The organism is Scandinavium sp. NPDC088450, assembly GCF_044900545.1.
Classification (GTDB): domain Bacteria; phylum Pseudomonadota; class Gammaproteobacteria; order Enterobacterales; family Enterobacteriaceae; genus Scandinavium.
Window position 1 is genome coordinate 192,745 of sequence record NZ_JBJDNI010000004.1, and the last position, 23,793, is coordinate 216,537.

At 54.7% G+C, this 23,793-nt stretch carries 18 protein-coding genes; 9 read left to right on the forward strand and 9 right to left on the reverse strand.

Annotated features, from left to right (window positions below; all coding sequences use genetic code 11):
- The first annotated feature begins 95 nt into the window (after nt 1–95).
- Together moeA and moeB are read left to right on the forward strand one after the other, a co-directional pair.
- Nucleotides 96–1,331, forward strand: a complete 1,236-nt coding sequence (moeA, locus tag ACI2I2_RS06095) for a molybdopterin molybdotransferase MoeA (protein ID WP_404657083.1) — start codon at nt 96–98, stop codon at nt 1,329–1,331.
- Complete coding sequence (gene moeB, locus ACI2I2_RS06100; RefSeq protein ID WP_404657084.1) at nt 1,331–2,083, forward strand: molybdopterin-synthase adenylyltransferase MoeB; 753 nt, start codon at nt 1,331–1,333, stop codon at nt 2,081–2,083. Before moeA ends, moeB begins: the two co-directional genes overlap by 1 nt.
- Before the next feature lie 100 nt (nt 2,084–2,183).
- Here moeB and fsa read toward each other — a convergent pair whose 3' ends face one another.
- Nucleotides 2,184–2,846, reverse strand: coding sequence for a fructose-6-phosphate aldolase (gene fsa, locus ACI2I2_RS06105; RefSeq protein ID WP_404657085.1), 663 nt, complete (start codon nt 2,844–2,846; stop codon nt 2,184–2,186).
- A 134-nt stretch (nt 2,847–2,980) separates the two neighbouring features.
- On the opposite strand from fsa, the gene ACI2I2_RS06110 reads away from it, so the two are divergent.
- The 4 genes from ACI2I2_RS06110 (at nt 2,981) to ACI2I2_RS06125 (ending at nt 8,756) form a co-directional block, all read left to right on the forward strand.
- Complete coding sequence (locus tag ACI2I2_RS06110; protein WP_404657086.1) at nt 2,981–3,880, forward strand: glycyl-radical enzyme activating protein; 900 nt, start codon at nt 2,981–2,983, stop codon at nt 3,878–3,880.
- Between the two features lie 4 nt (nt 3,881–3,884).
- Nucleotides 3,885–6,317: a formate C-acetyltransferase/glycerol dehydratase family glycyl radical enzyme gene (locus ACI2I2_RS06115; RefSeq protein WP_404657087.1), complete on the forward strand. Its 2,433-nt coding sequence runs from the start codon at nt 3,885–3,887 to the stop codon at nt 6,315–6,317.
- A 205-nt stretch (nt 6,318–6,522) separates the two neighbouring features.
- Complete coding sequence (locus ACI2I2_RS06120) at nt 6,523–7,338, forward strand: Cof-type HAD-IIB family hydrolase (RefSeq protein ID WP_404657088.1); 816 nt, start codon at nt 6,523–6,525, stop codon at nt 7,336–7,338.
- Nucleotides 7,339–7,490: 152 nt separating this feature from the next.
- Complete coding sequence (locus tag ACI2I2_RS06125) at nt 7,491–8,756, forward strand: DUF1479 domain-containing protein (protein WP_404657089.1); 1,266 nt, start codon at nt 7,491–7,493, stop codon at nt 8,754–8,756.
- On the opposite strand, the gene ACI2I2_RS06130 is transcribed toward ACI2I2_RS06125, so the two are convergent.
- A complete protein-coding gene (locus ACI2I2_RS06130; RefSeq protein ID WP_404657090.1) occupies nt 8,753–9,844 on the reverse strand; it encodes a LacI family DNA-binding transcriptional regulator in 1,092 nt (363 codons plus the stop codon). The two genes, ACI2I2_RS06125 and ACI2I2_RS06130, sit on opposite strands and share 4 nt — an antisense overlap.
- Nucleotides 9,845–10,128: 284 nt before the next feature.
- On the opposite strand from ACI2I2_RS06130, the gene ACI2I2_RS06135 reads away from it, so the two are divergent.
- Complete coding sequence (locus tag ACI2I2_RS06135; RefSeq protein WP_330983456.1) at nt 10,129–11,430, forward strand: MFS transporter; 1,302 nt, start codon at nt 10,129–10,131, stop codon at nt 11,428–11,430.
- A gap of 19 nt (nt 11,431–11,449) precedes the next feature.
- On the forward strand, nt 11,450–13,816 hold the full coding sequence (locus ACI2I2_RS06140; protein ID WP_404657091.1) for a TIM-barrel domain-containing protein: 2,367 nt from the start codon (nt 11,450–11,452) through the stop codon (nt 13,814–13,816).
- Nucleotides 13,817–14,051: 235 nt separating this feature from the next.
- Here the strand turns inward: ACI2I2_RS06140 and ACI2I2_RS06145 are convergent, their stop codons facing one another.
- Both ACI2I2_RS06145 and ACI2I2_RS06150 read right to left on the reverse strand, forming a co-directional pair.
- The gene (locus ACI2I2_RS06145; protein WP_404657092.1) at nt 14,052–14,366 is read right to left on the reverse strand and encodes a hypothetical protein; all 315 of its coding nucleotides are present in this window, start codon (nt 14,364–14,366) and stop codon (nt 14,052–14,054) included.
- Nucleotides 14,367–14,560: 194 nt separating this feature from the next.
- Nucleotides 14,561–16,156 (reverse strand): ABC-F family ATPase, encoded by a 1,596-nt coding sequence (locus tag ACI2I2_RS06150; RefSeq protein ID WP_330983454.1) that lies wholly within the window; start codon nt 16,154–16,156, stop codon nt 14,561–14,563.
- Nucleotides 16,157–16,384: 228 nt separating this feature from the next.
- Between ACI2I2_RS06150 and ldtB the strand changes: the two genes are divergently transcribed.
- Entirely contained in the window at nt 16,385–17,305 is a 921-nt protein-coding gene (ldtB, locus tag ACI2I2_RS06155; protein ID WP_404657093.1) for a L,D-transpeptidase, read from the forward strand.
- A gap of 63 nt (nt 17,306–17,368) precedes the next feature.
- On the opposite strand, the gene ACI2I2_RS06160 is transcribed toward ldtB, so the two are convergent.
- The 5 genes from ACI2I2_RS06160 to ACI2I2_RS06180 form a co-directional block, all read right to left on the reverse strand.
- Nucleotides 17,369–18,082: a GntR family transcriptional regulator gene (locus ACI2I2_RS06160; protein WP_404657094.1), complete on the reverse strand. Its 714-nt coding sequence runs from the start codon at nt 18,080–18,082 to the stop codon at nt 17,369–17,371.
- A gap of 17 nt (nt 18,083–18,099) precedes the next feature.
- Nucleotides 18,100–19,419, reverse strand: coding sequence for a PTS transporter subunit EIIC (locus ACI2I2_RS06165; RefSeq protein WP_330983451.1), 1,320 nt, complete (start codon nt 19,417–19,419; stop codon nt 18,100–18,102).
- Between the two features lie 86 nt (nt 19,420–19,505).
- The gene (locus ACI2I2_RS06170; protein ID WP_330983450.1) at nt 19,506–20,879 is read right to left on the reverse strand and encodes a glycoside hydrolase family 1 protein; all 1,374 of its coding nucleotides are present in this window, start codon (nt 20,877–20,879) and stop codon (nt 19,506–19,508) included.
- A gap of 242 nt (nt 20,880–21,121) precedes the next feature.
- On the reverse strand, nt 21,122–22,159 hold the full coding sequence (locus ACI2I2_RS06175) for an aldo/keto reductase (protein ID WP_404657095.1): 1,038 nt from the start codon (nt 22,157–22,159) through the stop codon (nt 21,122–21,124).
- Between the two features lie 114 nt (nt 22,160–22,273).
- On the reverse strand, nt 22,274–23,791 hold the full coding sequence (locus tag ACI2I2_RS06180; RefSeq protein WP_404657096.1) for an efflux transporter outer membrane subunit: 1,518 nt from the start codon (nt 23,789–23,791) through the stop codon (nt 22,274–22,276).
- Nucleotides 23,792–23,793: the final 2 nt, after the last annotated feature.

The window sequence follows — 23,793 nt, forward strand, 5'->3', positions numbered from 1 at the left end:
CGGTGCTGTAAAGCCGTTCGCGGCGCTGGCATACAGTCCAGGCGGCTTTTCTGCCATAATGGGCACAACAGACGACTTGTCCCAGGAGTGAAGTAATGGATTTTAACGCCGGACTGATGCCGCTCGACGCAGCGCTGACTCAGATGCTTGAGCGCATCACCCCACTGACCGCGACCGATAAGCTGCCCCTGCTGCAGGCATTTGGCCGCATTACCGCACAAGACGTGATTTCCCCTCTGGATGTGCCCGGGTTTGATAACTCGGCAATGGACGGCTATGCCGTTCGTTTGAGCGATCTGAACGCAGGCAGTGCATTGCCAGTGGCAGGAAAAGCCTTCGCCGGACAACCTTATACCGGTGAATGGCCTGCGGGTACCTGCGTACGAATCATGACTGGCGCACCGGTTCCAGCGGGATGCGATGCCGTGGTGATGCAGGAAGAAACCGAGCAAACCGACAGCGGCGTGCGCTTCACTGCCGACATTAAAAATGGGCAAAACATTCGCCGCCGTGGGGAAGACATTACCGCGGGGCACACTATTTTTCCACGCGGCACGCGTTTGACAGTCGCAGAGTTGCCCGTACTGGCTTCACTCGGCATTCCTGAAGTCGAGGTTGTGCGTAAGCTGCGCGTGGCCGTCTTCTCCACGGGTGATGAGCTGAAGCTGCCGGGCGAACCGCTGGCCGACGGGCAAATCTACGACACTAACCGTCTGGCCGTGCATCTGATGCTTGAGCAGTTGGGCTGTGAGGTTATCAATCTGGGCATTATTCCGGACAATCAGGACAAACTGCGCGAAGCCTTTATTGAGGCCGACAGCAAAGCCGACGTGGTTATCAGCTCTGGCGGCGTTTCCGTGGGCGAAGCGGATTACACCAAAACCATCCTTGATGAACTGGGCGAAATCGGCTTCTGGAAGCTGGCCATCAAACCGGGCAAACCTTTTGCGTTCGGCAAGCTGCAAAACAGCTGGTTCTGCGGCCTGCCGGGCAACCCGGTTTCTGCCGCGCTGACGTTCTATCAGCTGGTCCAACCGCTGCTGGCGAAACTGAGCGGAAATCCGCTCAATGGCCTGCCGCCACGTTTGCGCGTTCGTACATCGACGCGCCTGAAGAAATCCCCTGGTCGCCTTGATTTCCAGCGCGGTGTTCTGACCCGCAATCAGGACGGCGATTTAAGCGTCGCGACCACAGGGCATCAGGGTTCGCACATCTTTAGTTCTTTCAGCCAGGGCAACTGCTTTATCGTACTCGAACGCGAGCGCGGGCATGTGGACGTGGGTGAATGGGTGGAAGTCGAACCCTTTAACGCGTTGTTCGGAGGCTTGTGATGAGCGTGGAACTGAGCGATGCGGAGATGCTGCGCTACAACCGGCAAATCGTGTTGCGCGGTTTCGACTTTGACGGGCAAGAGAAGCTCAAAGCCTCACGCGTGCTGGTCGTTGGCTTAGGCGGCCTGGGGTGTGCTGCGGCGCAGTATCTGGCCGCTGCCGGTGTCGGGCAGATGACGCTGCTCGATTTCGATACTGTGTCGCTGTCGAACTTGCAACGTCAGACGCTACACAGCGATGCGACTCTCGGCCAGCCAAAAGTGGAATCCGCGCGTGCCTCGCTGCAAAAAATCAACCCGCATGTGCAGTTCACCTGCATTAATGCGCAATTGAATGATGCCGGGCTGGCAGAGCAAATCGAGGCACACGATCTGGTGCTCGACTGTACCGACAACGTACAGATCCGCAATCAGCTCAACGCAGGCTGTTTTCAGCATAAAACACCGCTGGTGTCCGGGGCGGCTATCCGCATGGAAGGGCAAATCAGCGTGTTCACTTATCAGGAGGGCGAACCGTGTTATCGCTGCCTGAGCCGCTTGTTCGGCGAAAATGCCCTCACCTGTGTGGAAGCGGGCGTAATGGCACCGTTGGTGGGAGTCATTGGATCGCTGCAGGCAATGGAAGCCATTAAACTTTTGACCGCCTACGGTACACCTGCTGCGGGAAAAATCGTGATGTACGACGCAATAACCTGCCAGTTCCGCGAGATGAAGTTGATGCGTTTTGCCGGGTGTGAGGTTTGCGGGGGATAAGTGCGGCCTGATGCCCTCTCCCCCAGCCCCTCTCCCACAGGGCGAGGGGAGTTTTTTCGTTCCCTCTCCCTTGGGGAGAGGGTTAGGGAGAGGGGAAAAATCAGAGCGAAGTCCGTCCAAAAGCGCTCTGCCAGTCCTGCTCGAACTTAACAATGGCGGCATCCACCGCAGGTGACGCAATAAACTGCTGTGCCACGTCCAGCGGCAGCGTAATGGACTGACAGCCCACCAGCAGGCAATCCAGTGCCTGACGCGGCGTTTTAAAGCTCGCAGCCAACACTTTTGACTGTGGCGCATGTAGCTCCAGCAACTGTTGCAACTCTTCCACGCTACGAATACCGCTGCCGCCTTGTGCATCGATGCGGTTCACATAAGGTGCAACATATTCTGCGCCCGCCAGAGCAGACAGCATCCCTTGTGCAGCACCGTAAACCGCGGTGCCCAATGTTGGAATACCTTCTGCTTTCAGCAGTTTAATTGCCGCCAGGCCTTCCGCAGTGACAGGGACTTTCACCACTAAATCAGAAATAATGCTGCGCAGTTTGCGCGCATCTTCCACCATGCCTTCTGCCGTGTTCGCCATCACTTGCGCGAAAAGGCGGCCTTTGCCACCCAGCGCATCCTGTAATTCCGGCAGCAGCACGTCGAGCGGTTTCTTGCCTGCGGCAACAATGCTCGGGTTAGTGGTCACGCCTGCCAGTGGGAAAACGCGGGCCAGTTTTTTGACCGCTGCAACGTCAGACGTGTCGAGATAGAGTTCCATAGCCATTCCTTAAATTGTGAGATTCTGCATGCTTTAAAATTACCACGCCACAACCTCTCGCTTAGTTGATTCACGTCAAAATTACTTTCATTCGAAAGTTATTTAATCTTTATACGAAAGCAAAGAGGTGAAAGATGATTTTCAATATTCAGCGCTACTCCACCCACGATGGCCCCGGCATCCGTACCGTTGTCTTTATGAAAGGTTGCTCGCTGGGCTGTCGCTGGTGCCAGAACCCGGAAAGCCGTGCCCGTGAACAGGATTTGCTGTTCGACGCACGTCTGTGCCTTGAAGGCTGTGACCTTTGTCAGCAGGCGGCTCCCGGTGTTATTGAACGTGCGCTGAATGGCCTGATTATCCACCGCGAACAACTCGACGGTTCACATCTTAAAGCGCTCAACGATGTCTGCCCGACTCAGGCGTTGACCGTCTGCGGCGAAGAGAAAAGCGTCGACGATATTATGGCGACCGTGCTTCGCGATAAACCTTTCTACGATCGTAGCGGCGGTGGCCTGACGCTCTCCGGCGGTGAACCGTTTATGAACCCGGAAATGGCGTTGGCGTTGCTGAAAAGCAGCCATGAACAAGGCATTCACACCGCGGTTGAAACCTGCCTGCACGTGCCGTGGAAATACCTTGAACCGGCACTGCCGTATATCGACCTCTTTCTCGCCGACCTCAAACATGTGGATGCCGATAAATTCCAGCAATGGACGGACGGCTCAGCGAAACGTGTGCTCGATAACCTGAAACGACTGGCCGCTGCTGGAAAGAAAATGACCATTCGCGTGCCGCTGATTCAGGGCTTTAACGCTGATGAGGCCTCCATTGAAGCCATTACTGACTTTGCCGCGAATGAGCTGCACGTTAACGACATTCACTTTTTACCCTATCACACGCTGGGCATGAACAAATATACCCTGCTTGGCGTGCCCTATTCTGCCCCTGACAAGCCGCTCGATGCCCCGGAACTGCTGGATTTTGCCCAGCGTATTGCCCGGGATAAAGGGCTGACTGCGACCCTACGAGGATAATACGATGACTACCCTGACTCTCGACAAATTGACCGACCGCATCAAGGCGCATAAAGATGCCCTGATCCATATCGTCAAGCCGCCAGTCTGTACCGAGCGTGCACGCCATTACACCACCGTTTACCAGCAAAATATGGATAAGCCGATTCCGGTGCGTCGTGCGCTGGCGCTGGCTCATCACCTGGCTGAGCGCACCATCTGGATCAAGCACGATGAGCTGATCATCGGCAACCAGGCGAGCGAAGTCCGTGCCGCGCCAATTTTCCCGGAATACACCGTCAGCTGGATTGAAAAAGAAATTGACGATCTGGCCGATCGTCCGGGTGCGGGTTTCTCCGTCAGCGAAGAAAACAAACGCGTTCTGCATGAAATTTGCCCGTGGTGGAATGGCCAGACGGTGCAGGACCGCTGCTACGGCATGTTTACCGACGAACAAAAAGCCCTGCTGGCAACCGGTATTATCAAAGCCGAAGGCAACATGACCTCCGGCGATGCGCATCTGGCGGTGAACTTCCCGCTGCTGCTGGAAAAAGGGCTGGATGGCCTGCGTGAAAAAGTGGCTGAACGCCGCTCGCGCATTAACCTGACCGTACTGGAAGATTTGCACGGCGAACAGTTCCTGAAAGGCATTGATATTGTTCTGGAAGCCGTCAGCCTGCACATCAAACGTTTTGCCGACCTGGCACGCTCCATGGCAGCAACAGAAACACGCGAAAGCCGTCGCGATGAGTTGCTGGCGATGGCGGCAAACTGCGACATCATCGCGCATGAACCGCCGAAAACCTTCTGGCAGGCATTGCAGCTGTGCTATTTCATCCAGCTGATTTTGCAGGTTGAATCCAACGGTCACTCCGTGTCGTTTGGTCGTATGGACCAGTATCTCTATCCGTTCTACCGTCGTGATGTTGAACTCAATAATTCGCTTGAGCGCGAACAGGCTATCGAGCTGCTGCACTCCTGCTGGCTGAAGCTGCTGGAAGTGAACAAAATCCGTTCCGGTTCGCACTCAAAAGCCTCTGCGGGCAGCCCGCTGTATCAGAACGTCACTATCGGCGGTCAAAAGCTGGTGGACGGCGAAGCCATGGATGCGGTGAACCCGCTTTCCTACGCCATTCTGGAATCCTGTGGTCGCCTGCGCTCGACTCAGCCTAACCTTAGCGTGCGTTACCACGCTGGCATGAGCAGTGATTTCCTCGACGCTTGCGTGCAGGTGATTCGCTGCGGCTTCGGCATGCCAGCGTTTAACAACGACGAAATTGTGATCCCTGAATTCATCAAGCTCGGCGTGGAAAAAGAAGATGCTTACGATTATGCCGCCATCGGCTGTATCGAAACGGCGGTCGGCGGCAAATGGGGTTATCGTTGCACCGGCATGAGCTTTATCAACTTCGCCCGCGTGATGCTGGCGGCGATGGAAGGCGGCCGAGACGCCACCAGCAACGAAGTGTTCCTGCCGCAGGTGAAAGCGCTGTCCGAAGGTAACTTCAGCAACTTCGACGAAGTGATGGCGGCGTGGGATACCCAAATTCGCTATTACACCCGTAAGTCGATTGAGATCGAGTACGTCGTCGACACCATGCTCGAAGAAAACGTGCATGACATTCTGTGTTCTGCGCTGGTGGATGACTGTATCGAACGCGCGAAAAGCATTAAGCAAGGCGGCGCAAAATACGACTGGGTTTCCGGCCTGCAAGTCGGGATCGCCAACCTCGGCAACAGCCTCGCCGCAGTCAAAAAACTGGTGTTTGAGCAGGGGGCGATTGGTCAGCAACAGCTGGCAAAAGCGCTGGCTGAAGACTTTGAAGGCCTGACTCATGAACAGCTGCGTCAGCGTTTGATCAATGGCGCACCAAAATACGGTAACGACGATGACAGCGTTGATGAACTGCTGACCCGCGCTTATCAGACCTATATCGACGAGCTGAAGCAGTATCACAACCCACGCCATGGCCGTGGCCCGATTGGCGGCAACTATTACGCAGGCACGTCGTCTATCTCTGCCAACGTGCCGTTTGGTGCCGCCACCATGGCAACACCAGATGGACGCAAAGCGAAGACACCGCTGGCTGAAGGTGCAAGCCCGGCTTCCGGGACTGACCATCTCGGCCCAACGGCGGTGATCGGCTCTGTGGGTAAATTACCGACCGCAGCCATTCTGGGTGGCGTACTGCTCAACCAGAAGCTGAACCCGGCCACGCTGGATAACGATTCGGATCGCCAGAAACTGATGGTGCTGCTGCGCACCTTCTTTGAGGTGCATAAGGGTTGGCATATTCAGTACAACATCGTGTCGCGTGACACACTACTGGAAGCGAAGAAGCATCCGGATCAGTATCGTGATTTAGTGGTGCGCGTGGCAGGGTATTCGGCGTTCTTTACTGCGCTGTCTCCGGATGCTCAGGACGATATTATCGCTCGTACTGAACATACGCTGTGACGTCAATTGCCGGGCGGCACTGCGTTTGCCCGGCCTACCTTGCTTTGTAGGCTGGGTAAGGCGACAGCCGCCACCCGGCATTTCAGAATGCGGCAGCCTAAAGGGCTGCCGCAGTGTTTTTAGTTTCGAATGAAATAAATTTGTGGTTCCCGTCACATTATCACTAGAATGCTTCTGTTTGCCGGAATATTCAGGAGCTCAATGTATGACCATTAAAGTTATCGTCACAGATATGGACGGAACTTTCCTTAATGATGCCAAGCAGTACTCGCGAGACCGCTTTATGGCGCAGTTTCAGCAGCTTAAACAGCGTGGTATTGAATTTGTGGTGGCCAGCGGCAACCAGTATTACCAGTTGATCTCCTTCTTCCCGGACATCCGCGATCAGATCTCCTTCGTCGCTGAGAACGGGGCTTTGGTTTACCAGCACGGCGAAGAATTGTTTCACGGCGAGTTGACGCGTCATGAATCCCAAATCGTGATCGGCGAATTGCTCAAAGACCCGCAACTCAACTTCGTGGCCTGCGGGCTGGAAAGTGCTTATGTCAGTGACAAAGCGCCGGAAGCCTTCGTAAAACTGATGTCTAAGCACTATCACCGCCTGAAGCCGGTCTCTGATTATCAGCAAATTGATGACAAAATCTTCAAGTTCTCGCTGAACCTGCCTGACAGTGAAATCCCTCAGTTGATTGACGCGCTGCATGTCTCTCTGGATGGCATCATGAAACCTGTCACCAGCGGCTTTGGCTTTGTTGATTTGATTATCCCTGGCCTGCACAAAGCCAACGGCATCAGCCGCCTGCTGAAAAACTGGCAAGTCTCGCCGCAGGAGTGCGTGGGCATTGGCGACAGTGGGAACGACGCTGAAATGCTGAAGCTGGTGAAATACTCGTTTGCGATGGCGAACGCTGCCGACAGCATCAAAGCGATTGCCCGCTACCAGACTGACGATAACAACCATGATGGCGCACTGAACGTCATTCAGGCCGTGCTGGATAACGCTTCTCCGTTCGATCTCTGATCTTCTGCCGGGGCGCTCGCTCCGGCCTTGCCCTTCTCTTTTTCCTCAGCTTGTGAACCACCTCATTTTTTTAACTTGCATTAACCGTTTTTTAACTTAAAGTATCACTTGTAAGTTTAATTACTTTCGAATGAAAGATTGAGAGGTCCACCATGACGCTTACCTTTACCCATGAAACCCTGCCCGCCGACCACAAAACGGCTATCCGTGAAATGAAAAAAGCGCTGCGAGCGCAGATTGGCGATGTGCAGGCCGTGTTCGACAAACTCAGCGCGCATATTGCATCTCGCGTCGCTGAAATTGATGCTTTGAAAGCAGCAGGCAAACCGGTCTGGCCTGTGATTGATTATGCTGAACTGTCGGCTGGTCGCGTCACTGAGGCTCAGCGTGAAGAGATCAAACGCCGCGGCTGTGCGGTGATCAAAGGTCATTTCTCAAGCGAGCAGGCGCTGGGCTGGGATCGCTCAATGCTGGATTATCTCGACCGTAACCATTTCGATGAGGTGTACAAAGGCCCGGGTGATAACTTCTTCGGCACGCTGAGTGCTTCACGCCCGGAGATCTACCCGATCTACTGGTCACAGGCGCAAATGCAGGCGCGTCAGAGTCACGAAATGGCTAGCGTACAGTCATTCCTGAACCGTCTGTGGCGTTTCGAAAGTGACGGAAAGCAGTGGTTTGATCCCGATGTGAGCGTCATTTACCCGGATCGTATTCGTCGTCGCCCACCGGGAACCACTTCAAAAGGGCTGGGTGCGCATACCGATTCCGGCGCACTGGAACGCTGGCTGCTGCCTGCCTATCAGCAGGTTTTCGCCAGTGTCTTTAACGGCGATTTCACCCGCTTTGATCCGTGGGATGCGGCGCATCGCACAGAAGTGGAAGAGTACACCGTCGATAACACCACCAAATGTTCCGTATTCCGCACCTTCCAGGGCTGGACGGCACTCTCGGAAATGATCCCGCATCAGGGCTTGCTCCACGTAGTGCCCATCCCGGAAGCGATGGCCTATATCCTGCTTCGTCCTCTGCTGGACGACGTACCGGAAGATGAACTGTGTGGTGTTGCGCCGGGGCGCGTTCTGCCGATTTCTGAGCAGTGGCATCCGCTGTTAATGAAAGCGCTGACTTCCATTCCTGCGCTGAATGCGGGAGATTCGGTGTGGTGGCATTGCGATGTTATTCACTCGGTGGCCCCCGTGACTGAGCAGCAAGGCTGGGGCAACGTGATGTATATCCCTGCCGCACCGTTGTGCGAGAAGAATCTGGCGTACGCGCAGAAAGTCAAAGTGGCGCTCGAAAAAGGGGCTTCTCCGGGCGACTTCCCGCGTGAAGATTACGAAGCCAGCTGGCAAGACCGCTTCACGCTTGACGACCTCAACGACCACGGCAAACGCGCGTTGGGCATGCCGGTTTAATCGTCGTACAACCCTTCCCTTTCTACGGCGGTGCGTCGTGTTCCAGGACGTATCCGCCGTACGGATTCCCTCACCGCCAACTGACCATGTAAAAGCAAGCTTCCGCAAGGTCCTTCAGGGCGAATCAACCTTTGTTGCAGCATTTGCACCGCCTCAACGCCCAGCTCGTCACGCGGAACATGAACCGCCGTCAACGGCACATCCTGAATAGCGGCCAGATTAAAACCGTCAATGCTCATCACCGACACATCCTGTGGCACGCGTAAACCGCGCTGCTGCAAGGCATTGATGGTACCGGCAGCCATGAAATCCCCACCGACCAAAAAAGCCGTTGGCAGTGGTTTTTCGCCCCGCGCATCCAGCCACGCACCGACGTTTTCTTCAGTTTCTTTGGCGCTGAAACTGGGGACGGTTATCAAGTCCCGGCTGTCCTGAAAACGCAGATTGCCGTTCTTCCATGCCTCTCGAATACCCACCAGCCTTAACTCCATCGTGTAGCGCCGCAGGCACATGACATTCACCACGGAGCGGTGGCCCATATCAAACAGGTATCGGGCAGCGAACTGGCCGATCAGCCGGTGATCCGGTGCAATCGACGGCAGGCGCATTTTTTCATCGCGACAGTTGATGAGCACACAAGGTTTGGCGAAGTCAGCCGCCAGGTCGTGAATGTGCGTATCGTCGATACCGAGCAAAATAGCCGCCTGCGTTTCACTTTCGTTCATACGGGCCAGAAAGAGGTTTGCGTCGCTGTCGTTCTCCTCCAGCGCGCAGTAGCGCAACCGCACTTCATGGGGTGAAAGCGCTTTATTGATGCTTTGGATCACACGGTAATAAAAGATGTCCGATCGCTCATCAAAAGCTCGCTGCGGCGCAAAGACAATCAGGCTGTTCAGCAGCATGCGCCCGGCGGCGATGCCTTCCATAACGCCCAGCTCGCGTGCACAGGAAAGCACCTGGTTGCGCGCCTTTTCACTGGTGTTAGCTTTCCCAGCCAACACCCGGGAAACGGTACTGGCGGAAAGGCCTGTTCGGGTGGCAATTTCCGCGATTTTAAGCTTTTTATCCATTTTGTGATCTACCTCCATTTCGAAAATGAAAGAATTTTCATGAGTAATATACCCTGTCCCTAAAGGGGTAAATGTGACCTTTCGCTTGAAACCCGCCACACCATGAAAAAACTTTCACAAAACGGACTATTGTCAGCCATTTTTCTGGCCTACCCTAAATTGGCCTGACAACTTCCATACTAGTTATCTGGAAGACTACAACAATAAAACCGTTAAATTTCAGTTAAATAAAAAATTGGTGTAACAACTCACGGAATGAGTGGGTCACATTTCCCCCTACAAACCGTCTTGTGGAGATTTCTATGAGCCAAGGTATTAATAACGATATGACAGCCAGCAAATCGCGCCGCGTGGTGAAAAATTTGCGCTGGTGGGTGCTGGTGCTGTTCTTACTCGGCGTCACCGTCAACTACATTACACGCAACTCTCTGGGCATCCTCGCGCCTGAGCTCAAAACCGAGCTCGGCATTACCACAGAACAGTATTCATGGATTGTGGGCGCCTTCCAGCTTGCCTATACGATCTTCCAGCCCATTTGTGGTTGGTTAATTGACGTTATCGGCCTGAAACTCGGGTTTATGATTTGTGCCATCTTGTGGGCTGTCGCCTGTATCGCTCATGCTGGCGCAGGGAGCTGGCTGCATATGGCGCTGCTGCGTTTTGGGATGGGGGCTTCCGAAGCGGCCGCAACGCCCGCTAACGCCAAAACCATTGGCGAATGGTTCCCGAAATCTGAACGCCCGATTGCTGCTGGCTGGGCCGGTGTCGGTTTCTCGATTGGGGCAATGCTGGCTCCGCCTATCATTTACTTTGCTCACGCCTCTTTCGGCTGGCAGGGTGCGTTCATGTTCACCGGCTTCCTGGCACTGGTGTGGGTCGCGCTGTGGTGGACTTTCTACCACAACCCGGACAAACACCCGAACCTGAGCAAAGAAGAACTGGCTTTCATCAACCAGGACAACGAAGCGCCACCAGTCAAACTGCCTTTCTTCACCGCGCTGCGTACCATTGGCAAGAATAAGCGTTTTTACGGCATCGCCATCCCGGCCTTTATGGCGGAGCCCGCCTGGGCAGTCATGAGCTTCTGGGTGCCGCTGTATCTCGCCAAAGCCTACGGCATGGACCTGAAACAAATCGCCCTCTTCGCCTGGCTGCCGTTCCTGGCCGCTGACCTGGGTAGCGTGGCAAGTGGTTACCTCACCAAACTGTATGTGCGCCTCTTTGGCTGCACCCGTGTGAACTCAATCATTGCCTCTTCCGTCAGCGGCGCATTCCTGATGCTTTCCCTGGCAGCAATGGTGTTCACCAACAACCCGTATGTGGCCATTGCCCTGATTTCCATCGGCGGCTTCGGTCACCAAATCATCTCCTGCATGCTGAGCGCCCTGGTGGTGGAGTCCTTCGACAAAGGCCAGATGGCGACCGTTAACGGCATGCGCGGCTCTGCGGCGTGGATCGCAAGCTTCCTGTTTTCTCTGATTATTGGGGTAACGGCCGACAAAATTGGCTTTAACCCGCTGTTCGTCGCCATGGGCTTCTTTGACCTGATTGGCGCGGTATTCCTGGTTGCATTTATTGCTGAACGTCGCGCTAAGCGCGCCTGATAGATAGTGGACGACTGTTATGAAGACGCTTAAACACTGGACTTTTGAAACGCAAACCGCCCATCACGTCGAACTGAAGGTCGACGGGCAACACACCCTGTGCCTGTACATGCTGGAAGAAAATCTGTTCCGCGTGCTGCTCAAACGCCAGGGGAAACTGGCTCTCGACAAAACCTGGAGCATTGCGCCAGACCAGGACGTGCCGTGGGAAGGTCGTTCACGTGAAGACCTGAGTGGTTTCAGCCTGCCGGCCTGGACGCTGGATAAGCAAGACGATCGTCTGACTATCAGCACTTCACAGCTGCGTGTGACCGTTCACCAGCCGCTGTGGCTGGAATGGCATTACAAGAATGAAGCCGGTGAATGGCAGTATCTGACCGGCGACCGCCCAACCAGCGCCTATCTGGTGAACGCTCATGGTGATGGCGTGGCGCACTACCTGAAACGCCAGAAAGATGAGCGTTTCTATGGGCTGGGTGAAAAAGCGGGCGACCTGCAACGTACCGGCAAACGCTTTGAAATGCGCAACCTGGATGCAATGGGCTATAACGCGGTCAGCACCGATCCGCTCTATAAGCACATTCCGTTTACCATCACTCGCCGCGATGACATCAGCGTTGGCCTGTTCTACGACAACCTGAGCAGCAGCTGGCTGGATCTGGGTAACGAGCTGGATAACTACCACACCGCTTACCGTCGCTGGCAGGCTGAAGCCGGTGATATCGACTACTACCTGTTCACTGGCAAGCGCGTGCTGGATATCACCAAATCCTTCGTACGCCTGACCGGGAAAACGCTGTTCGGGCCGAAGTGGAGCCTGGGTTACAGCGGTTCCACCATGCACTACACCGATGCGCCGGACGCGCAAAATCAGCTGATGAACTTTATTCGTCTGGCCGATGAGCATGCGATCCCTTGCGATTCGTTCCAGCTCTCTTCCGGTTACACCTCCATCAACGGCAAGCGTTATGTGTTCAACTGGAACTACGACAAAGTGCCGCAGCCGAAGGTGATGAGCCAAGCCTTCCACGATGCCGGTCTGAAACTGGCGGCGAACATCAAGCCGTGCCTGTTGCAGGATCATCCTCGTTATAACGAAGTGGCAGAGAAAGGCCTGTTTGTCCGTGATTCTGAGGTCAATGCGCCAGAGCGTTCCGTGTTCTGGGATGACGAAGGTTCGCATCTGGACTTCACCAACCCGGCGACTGTGGCCTGGTGGCAGGAAGGCGTGACGACCCAGTTGCTGGAAATGGGCATCGATTCCACCTGGAACGACAATAACGAATACGAAGTGTGGGATGGCGAAGCTCGCTGCTATGGTTTCGGCAAAGAGATTGCGATTAAGCACGTGCGCCCTGTGATGCCGCTGCTGATGATGCGTGCTTCCATGGAAGCTCAGCAACGTTTTGCGCCAGAAAAACGCCCGTACCTGATTTCCCGTTCAGGCTGTGCCGGGATGCAGCGCTACGTTCAGACCTGGAGCGGTGATAACCGCACTAACTGGGACACGTTACGCTACAACACCCGTATGGGCGTGGGCATGAGCCTGTCTGGCCTGTTTAACGTGGGCCACGATGTTGGCGGTTTCTCTGGCGATAAGCCTGATGCGGAACTGTTCGTCCGTTGGGTACAGAATGGCGTGATGCATCCTCGCTTTACCATTCACTCGTGGAATGACGATCACACGGTCAACGAACCGTGGATGTACCCGGCTATCACGCCGTGCATCCGGGGCGCCATTGAACTGCGTTACCGCCTGATGCCGTATCTGTACACCCTGCTGTGGCAGGCGCATGCAGACGATGAGCCGATGCTGCGCCCAACCTTCCTCGACCACGAGCACGATGAGCAGACTTTCGCCGAATGTGATGACTTCCTGCTGGGCCGCGATTTACTGGTCGCAAGCGTAGTGGAGCAAGGCCAGCGCCAGCGTCCTGTGTGGCTGCCTGCTAACGAAACCGGCTGGTATGATTTCTATACCGGCGAGTGGTTCTCTGGCGGCCAGAACATCGTCATCGATGCACCGCTGGAAAAACTGCCGTTGCTGGTTCGCGCGGGTGCGGGTTTGCCACTGAGCGACCGCATCAAGCACGTTAAGCCTGAAGCCGACGTCAACCGCGAGCTGAAACTGTTCCCGCTGAAAGGCGTGGGTAGCGACAAAGGCCTGCTGTTTGAAGATGACGGCGAAACCTGGGGCTACAAAGACGGCAAAGCCCTGTGGCTGGAGTGGGAAATGACCTGCGATGGTAGCACCATCAACCTGAAAGTGAACCCGCGTGGCGATTATCGTCCAGCGTGGAAAACCCTGAAGGTTACGCTGCCAGCAGGTGAAAAACGCCAGTTGCTGATTAACGGCGTTGCCGCCAGTGAGTGGGCCGTGAACTAAGCCGCTATTTTCGGCAGTTGGTATCCAAATACGCCATGTGCAACCACACATGGCGTTTTTTATGGCTGAGCGAGAACGTAACAGTGACCCTGGCTTGCGGACGACTGACGATGAAAATCCGCCCCGCCCGTCTTTATACCGCCGCAATCAGAAAGCCAATCAAGACACAGTAAAGCACCAGATTCAGCAGGGTCAGAACAATTATCATGGCCGCACCTCTTTGCTCCGTTGAGTTTCAGCTTTTGACGATCATCAGCCGGATAAAAGCCAGCACCGCCATACTGCAAATAGCCCAATTGCGCAGACCGGTTAACCACGCCGTTCGCTGCCGGGATTTGTCCTGCCCGCTACAGCGTCGACAATGCGACAGACACTCACGGATAACCTCATTGGGGGTAATATTGCGCAGCACTTTGCTGCCGATCACCCGCTCTGGCTCGTCGCCCTGAATGAGTATTATCGTCACAGAGTAAACCTGCCCGGTTTCCCGAACGTGATACCGGTAGAGGGCGGATTCAGTCGCGCCGGAATAAAACGAAAACTCTCTCATAGCCCCTCCTGCAAGCGAAAATTCAGCCGCTATTTCTTCACAGAATTGTGCAGGAAAAATGGGGAAAATATGGGGTTGAGTCGCTGTTGCAGAAAGGTTTAAAAAATGAGCATCAAAAGAAAACCCCGGTCACCGAGTTGAGTCAGTGACCGGGGTTTTAGCCAACACAGTTGCAGCGTGAAAGACGACGGGAATTAGCCGTCGATGCCTTTACTGCGCAGATAATCTTCGTAGTTGCCGCTGAAGTCGATCACGCGCTCTGGCGTAATCTCAATCACACGGGTCGCCAGCGAAGAGACGAACTCACGGTCGTGGGAAACGAAAATCAGGGTGCCCTGATACATTTCCAGTGCCATGTTAAGGGATTCGATGGATTCCATATCCAGGTGGTTGGTCGGTTCGTCCATCACCAGAATGTTCGGTTTTTCCATCATCAGCTTGCCGAACAGCATGCGCCCTTTTTCACCACCGGAAAGCACTTTGGCTGGCTTTTTGATGTCGTCCTGGCTGAACAGCAGACGGCCGAGGAAGCTGCGAACCACTTGTTCGTCGTCCCCTTCCTGTTTCCACTGGCTCATCCACTCAAAGACGGTGAGATCGTTTTCGAATTCGTATTCGTGATCCTGCGCGTAGTAACCAATTTTCGCGTTTTCAGACCATTTCACGCTACCGCTGTCGGCTTCGAGTGCACCCACCAGCGTTTTCAGCATGGTTGATTTACCGATACCGTTGGTCCCCAGGATCGCCAGCTTCTCGCCCACTTCCAGCAACAGATTCACGCCCTTGAACAGCGGACCGTTGTCGAAGCCTTTGGTGAGTTTTTCCACTTCCAGCGCGTTACGGAACAGTTTCTTGTCCTGCTCGAAGCGGATGAACGGGTTCTGGCGGCTGGAAGCTTTCACTTCGTCCAGTTTGATTTTATCAATCTGGCGAGCACGAGAGGTTGCCTGACGGGATTTAGAGGCGTTGGCGCTGAAGCGGCTGACGAAGGACTGCAGGTCAGCAATTTGCGCTTTCTTCTTGGCGTTGTCGGCCAGCAGACGTTCACGCGCCTGGGTCGCTGCCGTCATGTATTCATCATAGTTACCCGGGTAGACGCGCAGCTCGCCGTAGTCGAGGTCGGCCATGTGGGTGCAGACCATGTTCAGGAAGTGACGGTCGTGCGAGATGATGATCATGGTGCTGTTGCGCTCGTTGAGCACGCTTTCCAGCCAGCGGATGGTGTCGATGTCCAGGTTGTTCGTCGGTTCATCGAGCAGCAGGATATCTGGATTGGAGAACAGCGCCTGTGCCAGAAGCACACGCAGTTTCCAGCCTGGAGCCACTTCGCTCATCGGGCCGTAATGTTGTTCGACAGGAATGCCTACGCCGAGCAGCAGTTCGCCCGCGCGTGATTCCGCAGAGTAACCATCCATTTCGCCATAGGCGACTTCGAGGTCGGCAACTTTGTAGCCCTCTTCTTCGCTCATTTCCGGCAGGGCGTAAATGCGATCGCGCTCTTGCTTCACTTCCCAGAGTTCGGCGTGACCCATAATAACGGTGTCGAGCACAGAAAACGCTTCGAAGGCGAACTGATCCTGGCGCAGCTTACCGATGCGCTCGTTAGGATCGAGGGAAACGTTACCCAGGGTTGGCTCTAAATCGCCGCCCAGGATTTTCATAAAGGTAGATTTACCGCTTCCGTTGGCGCCAATCAGGCCGTAACGGTTGCCGCCGCCAAATTTGACGGAGATGTTTTCGAACAGCGGCTTACTGCCGAACTGCATGGTGACGTTGCTGGTAGTTAACACGAGCGTATCCTGAAAGATGTGACAAACAGCCTATTTTGCCACAATTATGAATTAAAATCGCCCTGTGCGTTGAATGACTCTACGGTCAGCCTCAGCGGCAACAGTGAAAAAAATGTGATTTCGTCCACATCCGATTTCCCTGTTGCCCCGAATGCACATATAATGCGCTCCCATTACGAGTTACATTTCTCCAACAACAGCCTGCGCGGCAACGATATTTCGCAAAACATGAAAATGAAATTAACTACGCTTTTCGCGGCAGCGTTTGCCGTTATGGGCTTTTGCAAGACTGCATCTGCTGTGACTTACCCGCTGCCAACCGACGGTAGCCGTCTGATTGGTCAGAACCAGGTCGTCACCATCCCTGATGACAATAAGCAGCCGCTGGAGTACTTCGCAGCACAGTATCAGATGGGTCTGTCCAACATGACCGAAGCCAACCCGGGTGTTGACGTGTATCTGCCGAAAGGCGGTACCGTGCTGAACATCCCGCAGCAGCTGATCCTGCCGGACACCCCGCACGAAGGTATCGTGATTAACAGCGCCGAAATGCGTCTGTACTACTACCCTGCGGGCACCAATACCGTTATCGTGCTGCCCATTGGTATCGGCCAGTTAGGTAAAGACACGCCAATCAACTGGACCACTAAAGTTGAACGTAAGAAAGCGGGTCCAACATGGACGCCAACCGCGAAAATGCACGCGGAATACATCGCCGCAGGCAACCCGCTGCCAGCCGTTGTTCCAGCTGGCCCGGACAACCCGATGGGCCTGTACGCGCTGTATATCGGTCGTCTGTATGCCATTCACGGCACCAACGCCAACTTCGGTATCGGCCTGCGCGTGAGCCACGGTTGTGTGCGTCTGCGTAACGAAGACATCAAGTTCCTGTTCCAGAACGTGCCAGTCGGCACGCGCGTCCAGTTCATCGATGAACCAGTGAAAGCAACCACTGAGCCAGATGGCAGCCGTTACATTGAAGTTCACAACCCGCTGTCCACAACCGATGCACAGTTCAACGGTGGCGAGATTGTGCCAATCACACTGACCAAATCTGTTCAGGCTGTAACAACCCAGGCTGACGTTGACACCAGCGTGGTCGATCAGGCTGTTCAGGATCGTTCCGGGATGCCAGTTCGTCTGAACTGATAGCTTCTGCGAGCACAAAAAAAGCGGGTTTTGATAACCCGCTTTTTTTATTTCTGCGTTTGATTAGCCGTTGTTCACAATCACAATCCCGCCGTGATCGTAACGGTAATGGCAGTGGGCATATTCCAGCGGCGTACCGTCTTCCAGATAGATAACCTGCTCCACTTCCAGCACCGGATCGCTGGCTTCACACACCAGATGCTGTTGTTCCAGCTCACCCGGTTTGATGGCACGCACCACGCGATACGACCCCATAATTTTCAGCCCCAGCGTTTCCACATACTGAAACACTGAACTTTCCAGATGCGTTTTATTGAGACCCGGCACCAGGCTTACCGGCATCACCGTCGCATCGAGCGACATCGGCTCGTCATTGAGCAACCGCAAACGGACGAAATCGTACACTGGCGCATCCGCGTTAATCAGCAGTGACGATTGTTCTTTCTCGGTCGGGAAACGGAGCTCAAAGCGTACGACCTGACTGCTTACTTTGCCCAGATGTTCCCAGGTTTTCGTCGCACCAAAGTAGTCGCTGCCCGGCAAATCCCATTGCGAAAGTTGCAGGAAGTTTTTACGAACAAACGTCCCCTGCCCCTGACGCGTATAGATGAGCCCTTCGACAATCAGCTGGCGCATGGCCTGCTGAATGGTCATCCTGCTGGTCTGAAATTCCGCCGCGAGGGCGAACTGATCGGGCAACGGCGAACTGGCTGGATACCGCTGGCTGATGATGCGCTTCTTGATTTCCCGCGCGATATTTAGATACTTCGCCGCCATTGCCCATCCATCCTTACTTAGTCTGCTATCCCACTGTTTTTTAAGGCCACTCGCTCTGCAATCTTGAGGAAAGGCAGGTAGAAGAATACACCAAAGATGATGATTATCAACTGAACCACCACCGCTCTCCAGTCCCCGGCGGTGGCCAGCCACGCACTGAGCACAGGCGGTGTTGTCCAGGGGATCATCACCACGCAGCGCGACATCAAACCCAAGGTGGTGCAAAGCCACGCGAAGAAGATGCCGATGGCAGGCAGCAGCACAAACGGGATCATCAGCGGGATGTTAAACACAATCGGCAGCCCGAAGATAACCGGCTCGTTGATGTTAAACAGCCCCGGCGTGATGGCCAGACGAGCCACTTGTTTCGACGCTTTCTGCCGTGAAAACAGGAAAATAGCAATCAGCAGAGAAATGGTGCTCCCGGTGCCGCCCACCATGCCAAACGTGGGGACAAAAATGTTGTTGATGATATGTGGGATTGGCTGCCCGGCAGCAAACGCCAGCATGTTTTCATTGGTGTTGATTAGCAGGAACGGTTCCAGAATAACGCTATTCACCACCGCCTGATGGATACCCAGCGTGAACAGGAAATTGCCGAAACTGTAGATAAAAATCGTGCCCGGCAGGCTGGTATTGATCAACCGCAGTGGCTGCTGAATCAGCGTGATGATCAGATGTATCAAGTCGGTATGCAGCAGGTTTTTCAGCAGCGCCGCCAGTATCGCGAAGATCGACAAAGTGATGATTGTTGGCAGCAACGAAGAGAAAGACTGGCTGACCGCAGGCGGAACGTTATCGCCCAGGTTGATCTCCAGCCGCTTGTACTGCGCGATACGGATAAACAACTCCGTTGCCAGCAGACCAATAATGACGCCAGCAAAAATGCCGGTGGTGCCGATATTGGCAAACGTCAGCACCGAAGTCAGGCTGACCGTGGTTTTGCCCCCCACCGGCACCAAATCGACGGTCATCGGCATCATGATAATAAAACTGCTGAGAGCAATAACGACGGCCGAAACCGGGTTAGTAAAGTTTTTATTCCGCGCCAGCGACCACGCGATCATCGGTGCTATCAACAAAGCCGCAATGTTCAGCGTCCCGTTGATAATGGCATCGCCCCACACCTTAAATCGCACCAGCGTATCTCCGTCTAATACCCAGGGAAACACGACGTTGTTCACCAGTACCGCGAGCCCTGCCAGGATGAAAATCGGCATGACTCCGGCGAACGCGTCGCGCAGCGAACGCAGGTGAACCTGGTTTGCAATGCGCGCCGAAAACTCCACGAAGCGATCGGTAAAAGACTGCATATTGGATGAAACGTTATCAGACATGTGCACAGACCTTTTTTTGACTCACCCCAACAGTTCCTCTCATGCAACCGGAGTGCATGAGAGGAAAACCCGATTTCGCGCAGGCGTTACATCTCTTCGCCGTTGCTATGGATTGCCTTTTTCAACCACGCGTAGCTTTTCTTCGGCACACGCTTCAGATCTTTCAGATCGTGATTTTCGCGGTTTACGTACACCACGCCGTAGCGCTTACGCATATCGCCCTGCGAGCTGAGAATGTCGATAAGCCCCCAACCGAGATAGCCGATCACGTCTGCGCCATCTTCAAAAATGGCCTCTTTCATGGCGTTGATATGGTCGCGGTGATAGGCAATGCGGTAGTCATCGGCAATCATGTTTTCGCCGTCCCACTGCTCAATCACGCCAATGCCGTTTTCAATCGGGAACACCGGCAGACGCCAGTTGTTGTAGTACTGCGTGATAATGGTGCGGAAGCCCAGCGGATCAATCTGCCAGTTCCATTCGGTGGCTTTCAGATACGGGTTATCTTTGTCGCCGTATTTCATGTAGTAGTTCACCGGCGTGCCTGCCGGGATCGGGTCGGTGTCGAGCGTACGGCTGGCGTAGTAGCTGAAAGCCATGTAGTCGTTTTTGTTGCTGTTGATAAGCGCCAGATCGTCTTCGCGATAGATATCTTCGAAACCTTCACGTTTGACCACCGCCATCACTTCCGGGCTGTAGCCCTGCCCGGCATACACGCGCAGCAGGTTTTGATTGAGGAATTCGTCATGCTGTTGCGCACAGAAAATGTCGCGAGGCTTACAGGTTGCCGGGTAAACCAGTTGATGCGCTAACATGCCGCCCATCAGTTTGCCGGGCTTAGTGTCGTGCAGATATTTCGTCAACTGAACATGCGCCACCATGGTGTGATGCTGAATTTCATACAGCTCGCGCAGGGTTTCTTCGCCACGCATGTAGCCAGAAATACGGAACGCAATCGGCATGTGGAAGATGTTCTGCTCGTTGAAGGTCAGCCAGTACTTCACCTTGTCGCCATAGCAGTCGATCATCTTTTTGCCGTAGCGGACAAACGCGTCAAGCACGCGACGGTCGTTAAAACCGTTGTACTCTTCTGCCAGTGCCAGTGGCATGTCGAAGTGATAGAGGCAAATCATCGGTTCGATGCCGCGCTCAATCAGGCCGTCGATAAAACGGTGGTAGAAGTCGATGCCTTCCTGATTAAATTCGCCATCACCCATCGGACAAACGCGGCTCCAGGAAATCTGGAAGCGATAGCAGTTCATCCCCAAATCCTTCATCAAATCAAAGTCTTCTTCGAAACGGTGATAGGAGTCTGTGGCCACTTTCCAGTCAGAGGCAAATTCGCTCGGCTCGCGAATGTCATACACCGATTTCCCTTTGCCGCCCTCATTCCATGCGCCTTCGGTCTGCATGCTGGACACCGAGTTACCCCATAAAAAGCCTTTCGCCAGTGTGTTCATTGTCGCTCTCCGTCTATATGACTAGTCATTTAAATTTCATGACTAGTCATATAGAGCGAAATGACAAATCAGGCAAAAGGGTTGTGTTGTTTTTGTGAGCAGAACCGGAAAAATGGACGTAAAAAAGCCGGATGGCACTAACGCTTATCCGGCCTTGTTAAGTTCAAACGGAGGGTTTTGTAGGTCGGGTCAGCGCAGCGCCACCCGACAATTAGCCCGACAATTAACCCGGCAACACAGAATTACCCTTTCAACTGATTACGGCGATACTCGCCCTGACGCTCCAGCATCCAGCCAGGATATTCACGTGGCAACGCACTGACGGCGTCCAGCTGTTTCAGTTCTTCCTCGGTGAGGCGAATTTCAGTGGCAGCAATGTTATCCGCCAGTTGATCCGGGCGTTTCGCGCCAATAATCACGCTGCTCACCACAGGCTGATGCAACAGCCACGCCAGCGCGATTTGTGCCACCGACACGCCTTTGCTTTCGGCGATATTGCGCATCACGTCGATGCAGTCGAAACCACGCTCTTTATCGACCGGTGGGAAATCAAACTCCAGACGACGGCTACCCGCTTCATTCTGCCCGTCGCGACCGTATTTACCGCTCAGGAAACCGCCTGCCAGCGGACTCCAGACCATTAGCCCAACACCTTCGCTGCGCATCATCGGCACCAGTTCACGTTCCAGGTCGCGCCCGGCGATGGTGTAATACGCCTGCAATGACGCGAAACGAGACAAGCCCAGTTTGTCAGAGATCCCCAGCGCCTTCATGATTTGCCAGGCTGACCAGTTAGACACGCCGATGTAACGCACATGCCCGTGCTGCACCAGGTTGTCCAGCGCGTATAACGTTTCTTCAATCGGCGTGGCCGGATCAAAACCGTGCAGTTGATACAAATCGATATGATCGAGCTGCATCCTGCGCAGGCTTTCCTTCACGCTGTTGATGATGTGATACCGCGAGCTGCCGCGGGAATTCACGCCAGCAGTGCCGGTTTCGCCAAATACTTTGGTGGCCACTACCACGTTTTCACGCGGCACTTTAAGGTTCTTTAGCGCTTGTCCGGTTATCTCTTCCGAACGCCCTTCGGAATAAACATTCGCGGTATCGATAAAGTTGATGCCTGCATCCAGCGCGCTGCCCACCAGCCGCTCAGCGTCGGCCTGTTGTAGCTGGCCGATTTTGCCCCACATGCCGCCTTCGCCGCCAAAGGTCATGGTGCCAAGGCACAGTTCAGAGACAAACAATCCGGTATTGCCTAATTTCTGGTAACGCATAACCGCCTCCTCAAGGGATGAATTTCGTGAATGTTGACTCGTATAAAGACTAGCCAGCTTCGCGAAACGGCGAATGGGGCGTTCCTGCCTGTTTCTTGCCCAATCCTGCGAAACTCACCCGCGCGGTGCGTCACCAAAGACGGAGTAGTCCGGTAGATAAACGTTCTGGTAAGTTTCCCAACCACCGCCGAGCGCTTTGTACAGCGCCACCAAATCTATTCGGCTTTGGACCTGCGCCTGCGCGTGTTGCTGCTTCGCCTGCGCCAGTTGTCGCTGAGCATCGAGCACATCGATGAACGTTGCCAGCCCTTGTTTGTAGCTGCTGCTGGCGAGGCTGAATGCACTTTGCAGCGCATCAATGGTCTTCTGTAATGCCTGTTCCTGCTTCTGGTCGCTGCGATAGCTCACCAGCGCATTCTCCACATCGCCGAGCGCTGTCAGCACCGTCTGGCGATATTGCAACACCTGCGCACCCTGCTGCGCTCGGGCCAGTTTGACGCTCGACACCAGCCGACCGCCCTGGAAAATCGGAATCGAAATCTGTGGGCCGACGCTGTAGAAATGGCTGCTCCAGTCGGTCAGCCAGTTAGTTTCGCTGTTACGCAGCCCAAACTGACCATTGAGCGTCAGGCTCGGGAACAACTCCGCCACCGACACGCCAATTTGCGCCGTTGCTGCATGCAGATTGGCCTCCGCTTCACGCACGTCAGGACGGCGGCGTGCCAGCGTAGAAGGGATACCGGTTTGCACCACATCAGGCAGATTGGGCAGCGGCTGTGGCGTGCTGAGTTCGTTATCCAGCGCACCAGGCGGTTTGCCGAGCAGGATAGCCAGCGCATTCATCGCCTGGCGCTCTTGCGCTTCGTATTGCGGGAGCTGGGCTTCCAGATTGCCTAATTGCGCACGGGCATTTTCCACATCCATCTGGGGCGACAATCCACCCTTCTGGCGGCTCTCGGTCAGCTCCAGCGTTTCCTGCGCACTGGCAATCTGGGTATTCATCGTCGCCATAATGCTCTGCGTGCCTCGCAGTTGTAGCCACGCTCGCGCCACTTCTGCTTCAAGTGACACCAGTGCATCGTTGCGTTGCTCTATCGCCGCCTGCTGTTGCGCCGCAGCGGCCTCTGTCTGACGGCGCACTTTGCCCCACAAATCGAGCTCCCACTGGGCATCAAAACTGCCCTGATAGAGATTAATCGGCTGCGTCAGCGGCTGAAGCGCCCCTTTCAAATCCGGATCCACGCTGTCTATCTGGTCGTAAACACCGTGTGATTTCAGCTCCCCTTCAATGCCTAACTGCTGGCGTGTGGCCTGAAGCGAACCGTTCACTGACGGGAAGAAAGCCCCGTTGGCCTGATTAAGCTGCTCACGCGCTCCGGCAATGCGCAGCGCCGTCTGCTGCAAGGAAAGATTGCCGATGATCGCCCGTTCAATCAGGCTGTTGAGCTCCGACGAATTGAAGGTCGTCCACCAGCGAGTATTCACCGCCTGGGTTGCCGTTTGCGACTGAGCGGTTTTATCCCCCGGATCGTTCCAGTGCGTCGGCGTTTTGGGCTGCGGCGGCTGATAATCTGGCCCAACGGCGCAGCCAGTCAGAAACAGGATCAGGAGATAAGGCGAAGTTTTTTGCATTG

Excerpts from the sequence above, each read along its gene's own strand:
- moeA (WP_404657083.1), top strand. The coding sequence starts at position 96 with ATGGATTTTAACGCCGGACTGATGCCGCTCGACGCAGCGCTGACTCAG.
- moeB (WP_404657084.1), top strand. The coding sequence starts at position 1,331 with ATGAGCGTGGAACTGAGCGATGCGGAGATGCTGCGCTACAACCGGCAA.
- fsa (WP_404657085.1), bottom strand. The coding sequence starts at position 2,846 with ATGGAACTCTATCTCGACACGTCTGACGTTGCAGCGGTCAAAAAACTG.
- ACI2I2_RS06110 (WP_404657086.1), top strand. The coding sequence starts at position 2,981 with ATGATTTTCAATATTCAGCGCTACTCCACCCACGATGGCCCCGGCATC.
- ACI2I2_RS06115 (WP_404657087.1), top strand. The coding sequence starts at position 3,885 with ATGACTACCCTGACTCTCGACAAATTGACCGACCGCATCAAGGCGCAT.
- ACI2I2_RS06120 (WP_404657088.1), top strand. The coding sequence starts at position 6,523 with ATGACCATTAAAGTTATCGTCACAGATATGGACGGAACTTTCCTTAAT.
- ACI2I2_RS06125 (WP_404657089.1), top strand. The coding sequence starts at position 7,491 with ATGACGCTTACCTTTACCCATGAAACCCTGCCCGCCGACCACAAAACG.
- ACI2I2_RS06130 (WP_404657090.1), bottom strand. The coding sequence starts at position 9,844 with ATGGAGGTAGATCACAAAATGGATAAAAAGCTTAAAATCGCGGAAATT.
- ACI2I2_RS06135 (WP_330983456.1), top strand. The coding sequence starts at position 10,129 with ATGAGCCAAGGTATTAATAACGATATGACAGCCAGCAAATCGCGCCGC.
- ACI2I2_RS06140 (WP_404657091.1), top strand. The coding sequence starts at position 11,450 with ATGAAGACGCTTAAACACTGGACTTTTGAAACGCAAACCGCCCATCAC.
- ACI2I2_RS06145 (WP_404657092.1), bottom strand. The coding sequence starts at position 14,366 with ATGAGAGAGTTTTCGTTTTATTCCGGCGCGACTGAATCCGCCCTCTAC.
- ldtB (WP_404657093.1), top strand. The coding sequence starts at position 16,385 with ATGAAAATGAAATTAACTACGCTTTTCGCGGCAGCGTTTGCCGTTATG.
- ACI2I2_RS06160 (WP_404657094.1), bottom strand. The coding sequence starts at position 18,082 with ATGGCGGCGAAGTATCTAAATATCGCGCGGGAAATCAAGAAGCGCATC.
- ACI2I2_RS06165 (WP_330983451.1), bottom strand. The coding sequence starts at position 19,419 with ATGTCTGATAACGTTTCATCCAATATGCAGTCTTTTACCGATCGCTTC.
- ACI2I2_RS06170 (WP_330983450.1), bottom strand. The coding sequence starts at position 20,879 with ATGAACACACTGGCGAAAGGCTTTTTATGGGGTAACTCGGTGTCCAGC.
- ACI2I2_RS06175 (WP_404657095.1), bottom strand. The coding sequence starts at position 22,159 with ATGCGTTACCAGAAATTAGGCAATACCGGATTGTTTGTCTCTGAACTG.
- ACI2I2_RS06180 (WP_404657096.1), bottom strand. The coding sequence starts at position 23,791 with ATGCAAAAAACTTCGCCTTATCTCCTGATCCTGTTTCTGACTGGCTGC.